Raw genomic sequence first — 15,843 nt, forward strand, 5'->3', positions numbered from 1 at the left:
AAGGGGCGCTGGTGCACAAGCCGCCAATTGGCTGTGCTCATTCAACCAGTGCATCGCCGCCGACTGGGCTTGCGCTATCGAAGATCATGAACACGATTGGAGTCCCTGGCTCAGCGGTTGCGTCGGTACGCCTCGCGCCAACCTCACCGCTCCGGGGAGCGTTGTACTCGGCAACGATTTCACCGAATGTGTTTCGCTGGACAGCAAGTTTTTGTCCGGCCTGAACAGCTTCGTTGAGGCCAACCAACAGCTCAACAAAGCCGCCATGCGTTGCAATGATAGGCATCATCCCGTCCGCGACAAAGACATTGGAGTCCTTGCTCGTCCTGCCAATCGGTCCCGATACGATGCCATGATGTTTGAGGACGTTGGTCGTCCCCTCAACAAACAGCGCAATCATGTCGTGGTCGAGGATCCGGGGGCGACCGATCTCCGGAGTGAATGCAGGAATGCCGGCATCGATGAGGGCGTTGGCCAAGAGGCCGGGCTCAGCAGCGTTGTCGAAGATCTGGTCGATCGGGTACAACTCCGCCATGGCGCGGACCTCCGGCAAATCCATCCGCGCGAGATGAAATGCGGTCATGTCCATGCCAGTAGCTGCTGTATGGAAGTCGATTGCGTAGTCGAGATTTGACCGCAGCAGCCTGTTGAACAGCAGACCGGCATGTCGCGACGGTGCGTCGGGGGCGTTCTCGTCGCCAGGGAACTGGCGATTGATGTCGACCAGGTCGATACCGCGTCCGGAGCTCGGCCATCTCCGAGCCATTCCCTCAAGGGCGGGACGAGAGACATCGAATACCGCGATCACCGTCCCCGACATCGAGGTCGGATCCAATCCATTCATCACTGTCTGCACTGTGTGGACGGGGCTCATTTCATCGCCATGCACCCCGCTGATCAGCCCCAGCCTTTTTCCGGAACCACTTCCCTTGGCTACGATGACCGAGACATACCAGTGCTGTCCCGTCGGCATTTGCACGCCTTGGAAATAGAAGCTGTGCTTCTTGCCTGGCTCGAGGTCGGCGACATCGAGCGAACTGATGACCGGTTTTCCGCCGATGGTATCACCCGTGAAAACGGTGCCTTTTCCATCAGCGGCCGACAAGCCGGCAGATGTCGATCCAGATTGCGCTTGGGCAGTTCCGGTCACGAGTGCGGCTGCCGCACCAACGGTTGCGACGGATCCGATCATGAAGCCGCGACGATCGACACTCTGGTCATTGCCAATTGTCATGGGGAGCCTCCGTGTTTCATCACAAGACCACCGCGCAGGGCCCGCATCCAGGATTTCTGACAGCAGCGTGGAAAATGGATCACCTGCGAATGCGTCGAACATCCACCACACGCCCGGTGCGTGAGCTCAGCGCGATCTCAAACCTGCTGTTGCCACGCCGAGCATGGTAGATGAAAATCCTGCCGCGGCAGTCTATGCGTCGGACATCGCGGAAGCCTCTGTTCTGAAGTAGCCTTTGGCCTTGGCTGCAAGAAATGGCCCGGCCGTGATTCAGGCTGGTTCCAATTGTGATGTTGACGGTTACCGCCTGAGCGGGAGTGGGTGTCGCCAGCGGCATTGCAAGGCCGATCGCAAGACCCAGAGCCAGCAAACGTTTCATGACGAACCTCGATTACACAAACGACATCTGCCCGATGTCAGTTCCTCCACGAACCTGTTGTCAACAAGCTGTCCTTGCCTGCCAGCGTCTTTGGGACGTGAGGCATAGTATCTGGACTCCGCGCCAACCTTCGTCGTCCATGGGCGCCCACCAAATGGAGCAAAGTCGACTCGATCGTTTCAGCAAGGCAGCGGACCGCGCGAAACGCTACGATTGAGGCGCAGAGCATAGCATTGGGACGCTCAGCCAATCACTTCGACGTTTCAATCGACTAAAGCAATGGCAGCATTGTCGTCGGTGCCATGCAATCGGCATGGTGCACGGTTGTGGAGGAATCGATCGATGATACGAACATTGAGTGAGGTTGCGGCTCTCCTTGTGATCGCGCTGGCTACGAGCGCGTGCAATACGCCCCAGGAACGTGCACTCGGCGGAGCCGCTATTGGCGCAACAGGCGGGGCACTGGTTGGCCAGGCGATCGGCGGCAATACCGGGGCAACGGTCGCGGGTGCCGCAATCGGGGGCGTGGCGGGTGCCATGATTGGCGCCGGGACCGCTCCGGGCCAGTGCCGTTTCCAGCGGGTCGACAGCCGTGGACGACCGATGGTCGACCGCTACGGCAGGCCGGTAACTTATCTCGCACCTTGCCGGTAGACGCTTTGTCGACCACCTAGAGGATCGGCGGCCTGTCAACTTCCGCAAACGGTTCTGTTTACGGTCATGCGCTGTTTGCTTGCATTGATGTTGTCTCTGTTTTGGTCTGGTGCGTCGGCGCAGGATTGCGTGGTGCTGCTTCATGGCCTTGGGCGTTCGGCCCCATCTCTGCTCCTGATCGAGGAGGCCCTGGAGGCCAATGACTTCAAGGTGGTGAATGATGGCTATCCGTCCCTGAATGCTCCCGTCGAAAAGCTGATCGCGCATGTCGACAAGTCGGTGGCCAGATGCGGGAAGTCTGGGAACGTCCACTTCGTGACGCATTCGCTCGGCGGAATCCTGGTCCGGGCCTGGCTGCAGCAGCATAGACCTGGAAATCTCGGCCGCGTGGTCATGTTGGGTCCGCCAAATGGCGGCTCCGAGATCATCGACGCATTCGGCGATCTCGCAATCTTGCAGATGCTCACCGGACCGGCAGGCCGGCAACTTGGCACCAATCCGGGCAGCATTCCCAACACTCTCGGGCCGGCGGATTTCAATCTCGGCATCATTGCCGGCGACAGATCGAACAACCCCGCGTTCTCCCAATTGTTCAGCGGCCCCAATGACGGCAAGGTTTCGGTCGAGAGCACCAAGCTCGAAGGCATGGCCGACCATATCGTGTTGCCGACGTCCCATACATTCATGATGATCAATCCATTGGTCATCGTGCAGGTTCTGAACTTCCTTCGCGATGGACATTTCGACCACCACCTGACCATGCGCGAGCTGTTCCGGCGCTTGTTGAGGAACTGACCACTCCGGCTGAGAGGGATTGATGTTCCGCTATCTCGCAATCTTCTGCCTTGTCGTCGCCGGAGCGACCATAGCCATATCCTTTTACCAGCCGCCCATGCGCCTTATGCCTACCCCGATCGTTTTCCTCGGCGGCCTTTCAAGCCCCTTCACCACCAATCCGGAGCACAAGTCAGACCCGGAGATCGCCCTCTTCTACGCTACCAACCGGCTTCCCGTCGGACCGCGCAACGATCGCCTCTATGCAGTCGTCCCGGGCAGGGATCTGCAGCTCGGGGAGGCGACGGTCAGAATCGGCGAGGAAGGTACAACCTGGGACAGGATCTATGCCTGGTCGACCGGTGCAAGCGACGACCGGCGGCCATTCCTCCATCTCAGCAATCTGAATGAGCAGGCGGCGATTGAGCCGGATCAGCCGCCTTCACCCGCAGCGATGGCCTGGTTCGACAAGATCGACCAAGCGTTGGCCGCCAGCCAGGATCGCGATGTCATTGTCTATGTCCACGGTGCCAACACCACCGTTGAACGTGCGGCGGGACAGGCAGCGCAGCTCCGCCATTTCACAGGCCGGACCTCTGTGGTTGTTCTATTCGCCTGGCCGACGGCCGAAAATTTCCTGAGATACCCGAGAGATATGGTGACCGCTTTTGGCGCGGCTCCCCAGCTTGCCAAGCTGGTCGAACTCCTGTCGCAGCACACCATTGCTGACAAGGTCGACGTGTTGACCTACAGCGCCGGCGGCACGGTCGGGAGCGACGCCCTGGCATTGGCGGGGCGCAAGGCAAAGCAGCCGGACGCCGCACCGGTGCGTATCGGCGAGGTTTATCACGCCGCCCCGGACGCCGATTTTCGACGTTTCGTGGCCGACATGCGCGATTACGCGGACGTGGCCGAACGCGTCACTGTTTCGGCCAATCTCAACGACAGCGCGCTCAGGCTATCGCAGGTAATAAACCGTGCATCGCGCGCAGGCAGGCCTGATATGGAAGAACTTGATGCGGATGACACGAACTGGCTTCTGCAAAGCGCACGAGCCGACGGCCTCGAACTGCTTCGGGTGAGGCCGGAAAACATTCCCGGCCTGTCCCGAACCTCGCATACATTCTGGTATGACGATCCGTGGGTCAGCAGCGACGTGCTTATCACGCTGCTGTACGACCTGGCTCCCGGCGAGCGCGGCCTGATGGACGCGGCAGCTGCCTCCGGGGTTCACTACTGGACCTTCACGCCAGATTATCCCGATCAACTTGCCCATGTCGTGTCGCGGCTACGTCAGCAAGGAAAAATCTCCCCCGGAACCGGCGGCTGACCCGGTATGAGCCACAATAACGGTTGTTTGCGTTGCTGACGCAATTCTGGACGGGAGCTCACTCGTGCCTTGCTGGAATCGAGTTAGCCCGCATGTCCAGCAATGAAATTGGCCGACAGTAGAAACAGCACGTAAAAGAGCGCCACGAGAACATACATCTGGCCGTCGCCAGTGTAGACCCTGCGCGTTGCTTCGGCTGAGACAGTGCCAAGGCGTGCGATACTCTCCCAGGCCCTCGTTGCCAGCGGCGCCGACCAGGGTTGCGAGATCTTGATGTAGTAGCGATAGAATTCGGCGATACCCGTGGCCGCAGTGCGGCCCTGGTCGAGGCGGTAAACGGTCCATCCGATCAGGAATAGAACGCCGGCGCCGGCAATCGAGGCGGCCATGACGGGAACCGGGTTCCAGTAGCCGTAGATCGTCTCGAGCGACATGCCCTCCCAGACCAGTGTTGAGGCGAAATAGGGGTCGATGGCAGTCGAAACCGGGTCCATGAACAGCTTGGGCTGGAAAGACAGGACGAGGATCGCCCCGACAAGCACGATTTGGGGCAGGAGAAGCTGCATCGGAGCTTCGCGGACGTGGACGGCGGCGGCCTGCGGCGGCGCGAGAAACAACGCGTGGGCGAGGCGGAACATGTAGAGCAGGCCGATGAGCGTCGCCAGGATGCCTGCTGCCGCCAGCCCGTACCAGCCCTTGTCGACCATGGCGCTGAGCAAAAGCCATTTGCCGCCGAAGCCGGCGAGCGGGGGCAGGCCCGACATCGACACGAGGGCGACGACCGCAACGACAAAGGTCACGGGCATCCGGCGGGCGAGGCCGCCGAGCTCTTCGAGCCGGCGTGTGCCGCAACGCAGGATCACGCCTGCGACAGCCAGGAACAGGATGCCCTTGACCATCAGATGGTTGGCGACGAGGTAAAGTGCCGTCACCCAGCCGAGATGGCTCATCAGCGCGATTGCCGTGATGATGTAGCCGAGCTGGCTCATGCTCGAATAGGCGAGCAGCCGCTTGACGTCGTCCTGCCTGAAGGCGAGGGCGGCGCCGATCACCGTCGTCAGCATGCCGATCCAGCCCATGAGATGGGCAAGCTCCAGCCCGACCTGCGAGCCGATGGCGAGATAGGTGACCATGAACAGGCCGAAGATGGCGACCTTGCTGACCACCGACGACAGCATTGCCGAGAGGTCGTCGTCGGCCTCGGCATAGGCGCCGGGCAGCCAGACATGGAAGCCGATCGCACCGGCCTTGATGAGGAAGCCGAGCGCCAGCAGGGCAAAGGCGGACGCAGCATCCGTCCCGCCTGTCCGGAACGCCTGCAGCAGCGAGGTGCCGTTGGCCGCATCGGCGAGCGCAAAGCCGGCGAGCAGGCAAAAGGCTGAAGTCAGCGAGAACAACAGGAAGGGCAGGGCATGGGGATGGGCATGCCTGCCCTGCGCGATCATGAAGTAGGACGACAACGTGATCAGTTCCCAGGAGAAGAAAAACTCCAGGCTGGTTTGCGCCCGCATCATCGTAGCGATCGAAAGCAAGAGCACCGCCATCAGCGGATAATAGCCGGGGCGGGAATCTTGCCTGTAGAGCGCGGCCGAGGCCACCACCAGGCCGCCGCCCAAGAGCACTGTAGCAAAAAGCCCTGACATGCCTGTTGTTTCAGATATCAGCCAGTTGCCCACGCCGAGCACGGCCAACAGCATCAGGCAGCATTTGACGCGCCCCGGCAGCCAGTCGAGCGCGTAAAGCACGATGCCGATGATGAGCGGCGAAAACAGCCAGAGCGAGGCGGCACCGGCGAGTTGGGCCGCATGATAGCTGCCGATGGCCAGCAGCACTGCACCGCCTGCGGCCGGCAGCAGGTCACGCGCCGTGAAGGATACCGGCAGATCGCCGGGCATGGCCCGCGTCGCCTGCTTGAACCAGCCGAACATATAGGCGGCCTCCAGCAGCGAGCCGAGCAGGATCAGGGCGATCCAGACATAGAGCTGGGCGCCGGAAAGCTGCATGACTAGCTCCCACTTGGCCCAGAAGCCGGGGAAGGGCGGCAGGCCGGCAATGGCGACAAGCAGAAGTGCAAAGACGAGCAGCACAAAAGGCCGCCCTGCGATAGTCGACCAGCCTGCGACTTCCGTTCTCTGCACCGCACCGGCGAGCCAGAACAGCCCGGCCTTGGCGAAGAGATGGTTGGCGAACAGGCCGCCGATGACCAGCGGCATGGAGGCGGCGGCACCCTGCTTCTGCAGCAAGGCCAGCGCCAGCATCATCAGCCCCATCTGGGCGATGGAGGAGTAGCCGAGCATGCGCTGGACGTTGGTCTGCTTGAGCCCGACGAGATTGGAAAACAGGAAGGTGGCGCCACCCGCCACCGCGATCAGCGAGAGGTGGTTTTCGAACAGCGGCAGGAGCTTGAGCAGCGCAAAGAACACGCCGGCCGAAACGCCGACCGATACCAGCGCGGCAATGCCTGCGGGTGCCGTCTCGTAGACGTCGAGGCCCCAGCCATTGGCCGGGAACGGCTTCAGTTCGAGGATCAGGCAAGCCAGGATGAAGATCAGCGCCGTGGTGCCGATCGGCCCGGCGATGAGTTCACGGCGTGCGATCAGCTCGTCGATGTTGAGCGTGCCGGTGACATGGTAGAGCAGCACCGAGCCGAGCAGCAGGAACGACGAGGCGATCACCGTCGCCATGATGTATTTGAAGCTTGCGGCGAGCGCTGCCGGGCCGCGCTCGAGCCCGAGCAGACCATAGGTCGCGATCGACACGATCTCCAGGAATACGAACAGATTGAACAGGTCGCGGGTCATCACCATGCCGTTGATGCCCATGACGAGGATCAGGTAGAGCAGCAGTGCTGCGTAACTGTCGCGCAGCCGTGGCCACAGCTGCCAGGCGCCGAGCAGCGCTGCGATGTTGACGCAGAAGGTGAAGAAGCCCTCCCATGCGCCGAAGCGCAGGTTGATGGAGATCGGCGGCGTAGCACCTGCGGTATAAACCTCGATGGCTGGCTGGCCGTTGCGCAGCGCCCAGAAATTGACGCCGGAGACGGCGGCGATGCCGCAGAGGGCTGTGATGAAGGCCAGTGCCGGCAACGGCTTGGCGATGCGGTAGAGCAGGGGAATGAGGAAGCCGCCGCCGAGGCCGAGCAGGAAGATGTTCAGCGGCTGGAACAGCGCCTCTACCATTTGGACTCCGTCAGCGCGTCGATGGACAGAGTCTTCCTGGCGTCGTGGATGCGGATGGCGAAGGCCAGCATGATGGCGGTGACCGAAAAGCCGATGACGATGGCGGTCACGACCAGGGCCGAAGGTACTGGATCGACCGCCCGCGTGGTCGCCTGCTCGATCCCAAGTGCGGTGTCGATGATCGGCGCCGTGCCGCCGGTGATGTAGCCGGTCGCCACCATGACGATGTGCAGCCCGGTGTCGAACAGGCCGAAGCCGATGATGATGCGCAGGATGTTGCGGTGGCGCAGGATGCCCCACATGCCTATCAGCACCAGCAGGAAGCCGGTGGTCATGAGGAGCGTCGAGACAGGCAGGCCCATGGCGTCTTCCTGCGTTCAGTTGCGAAAACGGTCGATGATGACGCTCAGTTCGGCGCCGACCTTGACGCCCAGCAGCGCCGAAATGACCGGAATGGCGCCGGCGCTGATCAGCGTGCCGAATTCACCCAAAGGCAGGATGTGGCTGTCGAGGAAGCCGGCGGCAAACACCAGCCCGAGGATGCCGATGCCGACATAGACGACCCCGGCAAGCGATTCCGTCACGCCGAGGAAGCCGTGGTTGAGCTTCGTTGCCGGCAAGGCGAGCATCAGAAGCATGGTTCCGGAGGCGACCACCGCACCGCCCTGGAAGCCGCCGCCGGCCGAGAGGTGGCCGTTCTTGATGACATAGGCGCCGAACAGAAAGATCAGCGGCAGGGTGATCTCGGCGCCGTTGCCGACGAGTTCGCTCGGGCGACGCGGCTCCCTACCGGGTTCTGAAGCCGTCGTGGTATCCTTGCCGCCCAACAGCACGCCGACGCCGGCGGCGACCATGAACAGCACCGCCACTTCGCCGAGCGTGTCGAAGCCGCGATAGGTGATCAGGATGCCGGTGACGACATTGGGCGCCCCGAGCTCGCGCGGCACCATGGCCAGATACTGTTCCGCGAGCGCGGACACGCTTTCGCGTTCGCCATAGCCGCCGACGATGCCGGCGAAGACCGCCCCGAACAAAAGCACTGCGAGCAGGGAAGAGGCCGCCTTCATGACACGTCCCCGTTGCCTTGCCGGTCGCCTTCCTCGCGCAGCGCATCGACCATGGTCGACGGCGCCATCGGCGTGCGGATGGCGTGCGCCGCTCGCGACAGCGCATGCGACGAGAGCGGGTTGGTCATCAGCACGAAATAGGCAACGACCAGCAGCTTGAGCGCCCAGTCCGGGTGATAGAAGCCGAGCCCGGCGAGCACCAGAATGTTGCCCAGTGTCGAGGCCTTGGTGCCGGCCTGGATGCGGGTGAAGGTGTCGGGCATACGCAGCAGGCCAAGCCCGGCTGAGAACAGGAAGAAGGCGCCTGTTAGCACCAGGATGCTGCCGGTCAGCTCCATGGTCACTCCCTCCCACCGCCGGTGCGGCGGATCGCATAGAGGAAGATGAGCGTCGACAGGCCTGAGCCGATTGCGGCTTCCGCCATGGCGACATCGGGGGCGGCGAGAAGCACATAGGAGACTGCGGCAAACAGGCTCGCCAGCCCGGCGCTCACCATTGCTGCCATCAGGTTGTCGAGCCAGACGGCCAGCACGCCGCTGACCAGGATGCTGCCGCAGATCAGGATGACGAGCAGCTCGAGCATCGTCACGGTCCCTTTTCGAGGAAGCGGGCGATGGCGAGTACGGCGAGGAAGCTGAGCAGGCCGTAGACGAGGGCGACGTCGATATAGACGAAGCGGCCTGACAGATGTGCGTAGAGCGCGATCAGCGCGATCGACACCACGGTCAGCATGTCGATGGCGACGACACGGTCGATTGCGGTGCGGCCGATCACCAGCCTTGCCACGCCGAAGACGATGGCGAAGAAGATCAGCACGCCGGCAATCTGAAGCAGCATGTCAGCCAAACACCGCCTCCAGGTGCTTTTCGAACGGAGCCACGATCATTTCGGTTGCCTGGTCCGGGTCGGTCGTCTTCACGTCGAGCCAGTGGACGAACATCGTCTCGCCCCTGACGTCCATGACCAGCGAACCGGGTGTCAGCGCGATCGAGTTGGACAGCGCCAGCCTACCGATCGGCGACTTCAAGCGAATGCGGACCCTGACGATGCCGGGGTGGATGTCGATGCGCGGCGAATAGACATAGCGCAGCATGTTGAGATTGGCCTTCACCAGCTCGGTGAAGAAGACGCTGGTATAGGTAAGGAAGTGCCAGGCGCTGCGCGGCGTGACAGCGATGTGCCAGACATTGCTGCGGCGCGCGAAGATCAAGGCGATGGCAAAGGAAATGACGGCGCCGGTGATGAGGATTGGCGTAGCCAGCGAGGCGTTGACGATCAGCCAGAGGATGAAGAGCAGCAGCCAAAGCACCGGCAGGCCACGGATTCCTTTCCCATCGGTCGGGGCCTGTTCGTTCATAGGCGACCCGCAAGTGCTACGCCGCCGAGGATGCGGCTGGGCAGATAGATGACGAGTGCTGCGGCACCTTCGATGGCCGAGCCACCGTCGGCCAGCAGCGTCTCGCCGGCGCTGGCGTCGTCGCCTTCGATCAAGCGACGCAACAGTCCACTCTGCCCGGCAAAGGCGATCAGCGTCGGCGAACTCGCGAAAATGTTATGCGAGCCGCCATCGACCTCGGACGCGTCAAGCACGGTGATGTGTTTCTGCTGCAGCAGCGCAATGTCGGAGCCGCTGCCGACGCGCGGGTGGCCGCCGGCGATGCGCCGGGAAATGCTGAGCGCCCGGTCGCGACGTGATACCACGATGGCGAAGGGCATCGGCAGTTCGCCAATGTCGCGGACCTGGCTCTGGAAGGCGTCGATGTCGATGTCGGGCGCTGCCAGCACCACGCCGCCGAGGCGCTTGAGGGCTTGCCGGCGGCCGGTCTGCGCCAGTTCCCGCAGCGCTTCCATGACCACATAGGCGCCCATCGAATGGCCGACGAGGATGACCCGGTTTGCCTTGGTCTGCGCCGCGATCTCGATCGTTTCCGCCAGTCCGCCGCGACCGACCACGGTGCTGTCGCGGTCGTAGACATAGAGCGGCAAGGCACCGCCCGAGGGCCAGGCATAATGCAGCGTGACCGCGCGGACATTGTAGTCATGGGCGATCTGCGCGGCCCGGAAGACGCTGTCGGCGAAGTTGTTGTTGTAGCCGTGCACGAAGATGAAGATTTCGCGCTCTTGCGGCGGGCGCTGGGCCAGGGCGGCATCGAGCTGGGCGACAAACTGCTTGCGGCTGGCGATCTGCTGGTAGCTCTGGGCCACGAAATGCCTGGCCGGGTCAGGCGTTCGGCCGGTCTTTTCGACGTCGCCGGCGACGTGGTTCCTGGGGATGCCGATGTCGAATTTTGCGAAATTGAGCGTCTGCGAGCGTTGGGCCGAATAGGGCAGCGACAGGTTGTCGGATCGGGCGCGTGTGGTGGCGACGTAGACGGGCACAACCGCTGCAGACGCGGCCTGGTCGGTGGTCGCGCCAAGGCCAAGCACGGCGCGTGGGCCACCGCAGCCGGCGAGCAGCATCGCCATCAACAGAACGGAAAACAGACGCTTCGCCGACATGCCTCGATCCAGCAAGCTTACGCGCGATCAGAAGCAGCAAATCCGCGTGGCGGCAACCGGCGAAGCAGGCCGAGGCCAAGGATTGGGACGCCAAGCATATCCTCGGGATTCCATGCCAATCACATGGCCGCCGGGCTCGGGCTAGATTGCCGTCATGGCGGAAGGACTTGTCGGGGCTGCCGCTGGCCAAAAAAATTGGTGACGACACGATTCGATGAACTCAGCCACTCAGCAGAAATTCTCGGTCTGGACCCTGATGGCGATGGTCGTCGGCTCGATGGTCGGCGCCGGCATCTTTTCGCTGCCGCAGGCCTTCGGTCGCGAGACCGGGCCGTTCGGTGCTTTGATCGCCTGGGCCATCGCCGGCGTCGGCATGCTGATGCTGGCTTTCGTGTTCCAGACGCTGTCGCGCCGCAAGCCCGACCTCGACGCCGGCATCTACGCCTATGCCAAGGCCGGCTTCGGCAACTATCTCGGCTTTCTCTCCGCCCTCGGCTATTGGTCGGCCGCGCTTCTCGGCAACGTGTCTTATTTCGTGCTGATCAAGTCGACGCTGGGGCTGTTCTTTCCGGTGTTCGGCGACGGCAACACCATCACGGCCATCGTCATCTCGTCGATGCTGCTGTGGACCGTGCACTCGCTGATCCTGCGCGGCGTCAAGGAAGCGGCGGCGATCAACACCATCGTCACCTTTGCCAAGATCATCCCGATCTTCCTGTTCATCGTCTTCGTCATCTACGGCTTCAGCGCCGACATCTTCGCCGCCAACTTCTGGGGTGGCGAGGACGTCAGCCTGCGCAGTGTCGCAAGCCAGGTCCGGGGCACGATGCTGGTGACGGTATTCGTCTTCGTCGGCATCGAGGGCGCGAGTGTCTACTCGCGCTACGCCCGCAACCGCCGCGACGTCGGCGTGGCAACGCTGCTCGGTTTTCTCGGCGTGCTTTGCCTGCTCGTGCTGGTAACGATCCTGTCCTATGGCGTCATGCTGCGCCCCGATCTGGCAGCCTTGCGTAATCCGTCGATGGCTGGCGTGCTGGAGGCGGTGGTGGGGCCATGGGGCGCCAAGTTCGTCAGCGTCGGCCTGCTGATTTCAGTTGCCGGCGCCTACCTGTCCTGGGTGCTGCTGGCGGCCGAAATCCTGTTCACTGCATCCCGCAACGAAACCATGCCGCGCTTCCTCGCGCATGAGAACAAGAATGGCGTGCCGTCGAACGCGCTGTGGCTCACCAATGCGGTCGTCCAGACCTTCCTGATCCTTACGCTCTTTGCCCAGTATGCCTTCCGGCTGGCGCTCGAACTCACCAGTTCGATGATCCTCATTCCGTATTTTCTGGTCGCCGCCTACGGCTTCAAGCTGGCCTGGAGCGGCGAGAGCTACGAAAAGGACCCGGCCGCGCGGCGTGGCGAGTTCGCCGTTGCTGCGATCGCCTTGGTCTACACGGCCTTCCTCATCTATGCGGCGGGCGCCAAGCACTTGCTGCTCTCGGCTGCCATCTACGGGCCCGGCACGATCCTCTTCTTCATGGCGCGCATGGAGCAGGGGCGCAGGGTGTTCACGCCTGTGGAGACGGTGATGTTCGTAGTTGCGGCTGTCGGCGCGGCGGCTGCGATCTACGGCATCGCCACAGGTCTCATCGTTGTTTAGCCAAGGCCGACAGCAGTCCCTGCGCATGCCCGTCGCTTGGTAGTTGCAACGCCGCAGGCGCAAGACGCCCGGCATGGCCGCGACCTGCAGCGCATTCTCAGAAGCAACTGTACGGTATTCGAGCATCTGCTTGATTGGCGCGATCTTTTCCGGATGGCGGCTTCGGTTCCTGATCCTTTGCGCTGCACAACTTTGGGACGCGGAGCATAGACATGGGATTCCATGCTGATCACAGCCCCACCCCTGCAATCCTATAGTTGATCCTGAATTTCTTTCGCATCTCGATCGCGGACATGGGTTCGCTGCCAGGAGGGGGACCATGGCTTCAAGCGATAATCAGAAGCTGTCGCTGTTTGCACTTACGTCCATGGTCGTGGGATCGATGGTCGGTGCGGGCATCTTCAACCTGCCCGGCCGCTTCGGTGCAGCGACAGGTCCGTTCGGCGCCATCATCGCATGGGCAATCGCGGGAACCGGCATGTACATGCTGGCGCGGGTGTTCCAGGCGCTGGCCGAGAAGAAACCGGACATCGACTCCGGCGTGTTCGCCTATGCCAAGGCGGGCTTCGGCAACTACATGGGGTTCCTGTCGGCCTTCGGCTATTGGCTCGGCAGCTGCCTCGGCAACGTCTTCTACTGGGTTCTGATCGGTTCGACGCTGGGGCGGTTCTTCCCTGGCATGTTCGGCGACGGCAGCAGCGCCACCGCAATCATCGTGTCGCTGATCGGCATCTGGGCATTCCATTTCATGATCCTGCGCGGCGTCGAGCAGGCCACGTTCATCAACACCATCGTCACGATTGCCAAGATCGTGCCGATCCTGGTGTTCATCCTCGCGCTGGTCTTCGCCTTCAACTACACCCAGTTCTCCGAGAATTTCTTCGGCGGCGCCGACATGCCGGCCAAGACGCTGATCGCTCAGGTGCGCGACACCATGCTGATCACCGTGTTCGTCTTCCTCGGCATCGAAGGCGCGAGCGTCTATTCGCGCTTCGCCAAGGAACGCTCCGACGTCGGCAGGGCAACGATCCTGGGCTTCGTCGGCGTCACCGGCCTGATGGTGGCAGTGACCTTGCTGCCCTACGCAGCGATGCCGCAATCGGGGATCGCCGCCGTCCAGCAGCCGTCGATGGCGAGCGTTCTCGAGGCCGTTGTCGGACATTGGGGCGCCGTCTTCATCTCCATTGGTGTCCTGGTGTCGGTGCTGGGCGCCTACCTCGCCTGGTCGCTGATCTGCGCCGAAGTGCTCTTTGCCGCCGCCAAGTCCAACGACATGCCGAAGCTCTTCGCCGCCCAGAACGGCAATCGGGTGCCGGCCAATGCCTTGTGGCTCACGAACATCGTCGTGTCGCTGTTCGTGATCTCCACCTACTGGTCCCGCGACGCCTTCAACTTCATGCTCGACATGACGAGCGTCACGGCGCTGCTGCCTTACCTTTTGGTCGCCGGCTACGGCATCCTGATTGCGCGCAGCGGAGAAGGCTACGAAACATCCCAGGGCGAACGTGGGCGGGATCAGGTCATCGCCTGGATAGCGGCGATCTACACCATCTTCATGTTCGTCGCCGCCGGGCTGAAATACGTCCTGCTCGTCGCCGTCCTCTTCGTGCCGGGTACGATCCTCTACTTCTGGGCACGCCGCGAACAGAAACTGCAGTTGTTCACCCCAACCGAGCTCATCGTGTTCGCCGTCACCCTGATTGCCGGACTGGTCGGCGTCTACGGTCTGCTGACCGGCACCATCACACATTGAACAGAAAGGCAGAAACGTCATGACAAACGGCACTCCCCTCGGCGTTCATTCGGAAGTTGGCCAGCTTCGCAAGGTCATGGTGTGTGCGCCCGGTCGGGCCCACCAGCGCCTGACGCCCTCCAATTGCGACGATCTTCTCTTCGACGACGTGCTTTGGGTCGACAACGCAAAACGCGACCATTTCGACTTCATGACCAAGATGCGCGACCGCGGCGTCGAGGTGGTCGAGATGCACAACCTGCTGGCCGAAACGGTTGCCAATCCCGAGGCCAAGAAGTGGATTCTCGACCATCAGGTGTCGCCGAACCAGATCGGCCTTGGCCTGCTCGACGAAGTCCGCTCCTATCTCGAAGGGCTCACTGATCGCGAGCTCGCCGAAACCCTGATCGGCGGCCTCTCGACCCATGAGTTCCCCGAGGCCGTCGGCGGCGAACAGCTGGTGCTGATCCGCGACGCGGCAGGCGTCAACGAATATCTCCTGCCGCCGCTGCCCAACACGCTCTATACCCGCGACACCACGTGCTGGATCTATGGCGGCGTGACGCTCAACTCGCTCTACTGGCCGGCGCGCCACGAGGAGACGATCCTCACCACCGCCATCTACAAGTTCCACCCCGACTTTGCCGGCAAGGTCAATGTCTGGTGGGGCGACCCGACCAAGGATTGGGGACTTGCCACACTCGAAGGCGGCGACGTCATGCCGATCGGCAAGGGCAACGTGCTCATCGGCATGAGCGAGCGCACCTCGCGCCAGGCGATCAGCCAGGTTGCCGCTGCCCTGTTCGAGAAGGGAGCCGCCGAGCGTGTCATCGTTGCGGCGATGCCCAAGCTGCGCGCGGCGATGCATCTCGACACCGTCTTCACCTTCGCAGACCGCGATTGCGTGCTGCTGTATCCCGACATCGTCAACGGCATCGCCGCCTTCTCCTATCGCCCCGACGGCAATGGCGGCGTCGAACTGCACAAGGACAAGGGCAGCTTCGTCGAGACGGTGCGCGACTCGCTCGGCCTCAAAAAGATGCGCGTCGTCGAGACCGGCGGCAACGACTACATGCGCGAGCGCACCCAGTGGGACAGCGGCGCCAACCTCGTCTGCGCTTCGCCCGGCGTCGTCTTCGCCTACGACCGCAACACCTACACCAACACGCTGCTGCGCAAGGAAGGCATCGAGGTCATCACCATCACCGGCGCCGAGCTTGGCCGGGGCCGTGGCGGCGGTCACTGCATGACCTGCCCGATCATCCGCGACGCAGTCGACTACTGACGTCATCGTCTGTGCTTGTCCCTCCAGCGTTCGGCGAAAGCCGTGCGCTGGTTTTGGGTCGATGA

At 62.5% G+C, this 15,843-nt stretch carries 15 protein-coding genes; 5 read left to right on the top strand and 10 right to left on the bottom strand.

Annotated features, from left to right (window positions below; all coding sequences use genetic code 11):
* Nucleotides 1–37: 37 nt before the first annotated feature.
* Both GGQ99_RS01055 and GGQ99_RS01060 read right to left on the bottom strand, forming a co-directional pair.
* Nucleotides 38–1,234: a M14 family metallopeptidase gene (locus tag GGQ99_RS01055; protein ID WP_183260053.1), complete on the bottom strand. Its 1,197-nt coding sequence runs from the start codon at nucleotides 1,232–1,234 to the stop codon at nucleotides 38–40.
* A 79-nt stretch (nucleotides 1,235–1,313) separates the two neighbouring features.
* Nucleotides 1,314–1,613, bottom strand: a complete 300-nt coding sequence (locus GGQ99_RS01060; RefSeq protein WP_183260055.1) for a hypothetical protein — start codon at nucleotides 1,611–1,613, stop codon at nucleotides 1,314–1,316.
* A gap of 786 nt (nucleotides 1,614–2,399) precedes the next feature.
* On the opposite strand from GGQ99_RS01060, the gene GGQ99_RS01065 reads away from it, so the two are divergent.
* A complete protein-coding gene (locus GGQ99_RS01065) occupies nucleotides 2,400–3,062 on the top strand; it encodes an esterase/lipase family protein (protein ID WP_343061637.1) in 663 nt (220 codons plus the stop codon).
* A gap of 22 nt (nucleotides 3,063–3,084) precedes the next feature.
* Nucleotides 3,085–4,371 carry an alpha/beta hydrolase gene (locus GGQ99_RS01070; protein ID WP_183260059.1) on the top strand — a complete coding sequence of 429 codons (1,287 nt, stop codon included), beginning with the start codon at nucleotides 3,085–3,087 and terminating at the stop codon, nucleotides 4,369–4,371.
* Between the two features lie 83 nt (nucleotides 4,372–4,454).
* Here the strand turns inward: GGQ99_RS01070 and GGQ99_RS01075 are convergent, their stop codons facing one another.
* From GGQ99_RS01075 to GGQ99_RS01110, 8 genes are read right to left on the bottom strand one after another with little or no spacing between them, the layout of a single operon-like run.
* The gene (locus GGQ99_RS01075) at nucleotides 4,455–7,550 is read right to left on the bottom strand and encodes a complex I subunit 5 family protein (RefSeq protein WP_183260061.1); all 3,096 of its coding nucleotides are present in this window, start codon (nucleotides 7,548–7,550) and stop codon (nucleotides 4,455–4,457) included.
* Nucleotides 7,544–7,912: a sodium:proton antiporter gene (locus tag GGQ99_RS01080; RefSeq protein ID WP_108607447.1), complete on the bottom strand. Its 369-nt coding sequence runs from the start codon at nucleotides 7,910–7,912 to the stop codon at nucleotides 7,544–7,546. Before GGQ99_RS01080 ends, GGQ99_RS01075 begins: the two co-directional genes overlap by 7 nt.
* Before the next feature lie 15 nt (nucleotides 7,913–7,927).
* Nucleotides 7,928–8,617: a hydrogen gas-evolving membrane-bound hydrogenase subunit E gene (gene mbhE, locus GGQ99_RS01085; protein WP_183260063.1), complete on the bottom strand. Its 690-nt coding sequence runs from the start codon at nucleotides 8,615–8,617 to the stop codon at nucleotides 7,928–7,930.
* The gene (gene mnhG / locus GGQ99_RS01090) at nucleotides 8,614–8,955 is read right to left on the bottom strand and encodes a monovalent cation/H(+) antiporter subunit G (RefSeq protein ID WP_183260065.1); all 342 of its coding nucleotides are present in this window, start codon (nucleotides 8,953–8,955) and stop codon (nucleotides 8,614–8,616) included. Before mnhG ends, mbhE begins: the two co-directional genes overlap by 4 nt.
* Before the next feature lie 2 nt (nucleotides 8,956–8,957).
* Nucleotides 8,958–9,200: a hydrogenase subunit MbhD domain-containing protein gene (locus GGQ99_RS01095; protein WP_183260067.1), complete on the bottom strand. Its 243-nt coding sequence runs from the start codon at nucleotides 9,198–9,200 to the stop codon at nucleotides 8,958–8,960.
* Between the two features lie 2 nt (nucleotides 9,201–9,202).
* Entirely contained in the window at nucleotides 9,203–9,454 is a 252-nt protein-coding gene (locus GGQ99_RS01100) for an MrpF/PhaF family protein (protein ID WP_245439860.1), read from the bottom strand.
* 1 nt (nucleotide 9,455) lies between these two features.
* Nucleotides 9,456–9,974, bottom strand: a complete 519-nt coding sequence (locus tag GGQ99_RS01105) for a Na+/H+ antiporter subunit E (RefSeq protein ID WP_183260069.1) — start codon at nucleotides 9,972–9,974, stop codon at nucleotides 9,456–9,458.
* The gene (locus tag GGQ99_RS01110) at nucleotides 9,971–11,116 is read right to left on the bottom strand and encodes an alpha/beta hydrolase (protein WP_183260071.1); all 1,146 of its coding nucleotides are present in this window, start codon (nucleotides 11,114–11,116) and stop codon (nucleotides 9,971–9,973) included. Before GGQ99_RS01110 ends, GGQ99_RS01105 begins: the two co-directional genes overlap by 4 nt.
* Nucleotides 11,117–11,330: 214 nt before the next feature.
* Here GGQ99_RS01110 and GGQ99_RS01115 point away from each other — a divergent pair, with 214 nt between their 5' ends.
* From GGQ99_RS01115 to arcA, 3 genes are all read left to right on the top strand, one after another.
* Nucleotides 11,331–12,761: a basic amino acid/polyamine antiporter gene (locus GGQ99_RS01115; RefSeq protein ID WP_183260073.1), complete on the top strand. Its 1,431-nt coding sequence runs from the start codon at nucleotides 11,331–11,333 to the stop codon at nucleotides 12,759–12,761.
* Between the two features lie 319 nt (nucleotides 12,762–13,080).
* A complete protein-coding gene (locus GGQ99_RS01120; RefSeq protein ID WP_108607455.1) occupies nucleotides 13,081–14,514 on the top strand; it encodes a basic amino acid/polyamine antiporter in 1,434 nt (477 codons plus the stop codon).
* Nucleotides 14,515–14,533: 19 nt separating this feature from the next.
* Nucleotides 14,534–15,778 (top strand): arginine deiminase, encoded by a 1,245-nt coding sequence (gene arcA / locus GGQ99_RS01125; RefSeq protein ID WP_108607456.1) that lies wholly within the window; start codon nucleotides 14,534–14,536, stop codon nucleotides 15,776–15,778.
* The last annotated feature ends 65 nt before the right edge of the window (nucleotides 15,779–15,843 follow it).

It is taken from the genome of Aminobacter niigataensis (assembly GCF_014200015.1).
GTDB classification, from domain to species: domain Bacteria; phylum Pseudomonadota; class Alphaproteobacteria; order Rhizobiales; family Rhizobiaceae; genus Aminobacter; species Aminobacter niigataensis.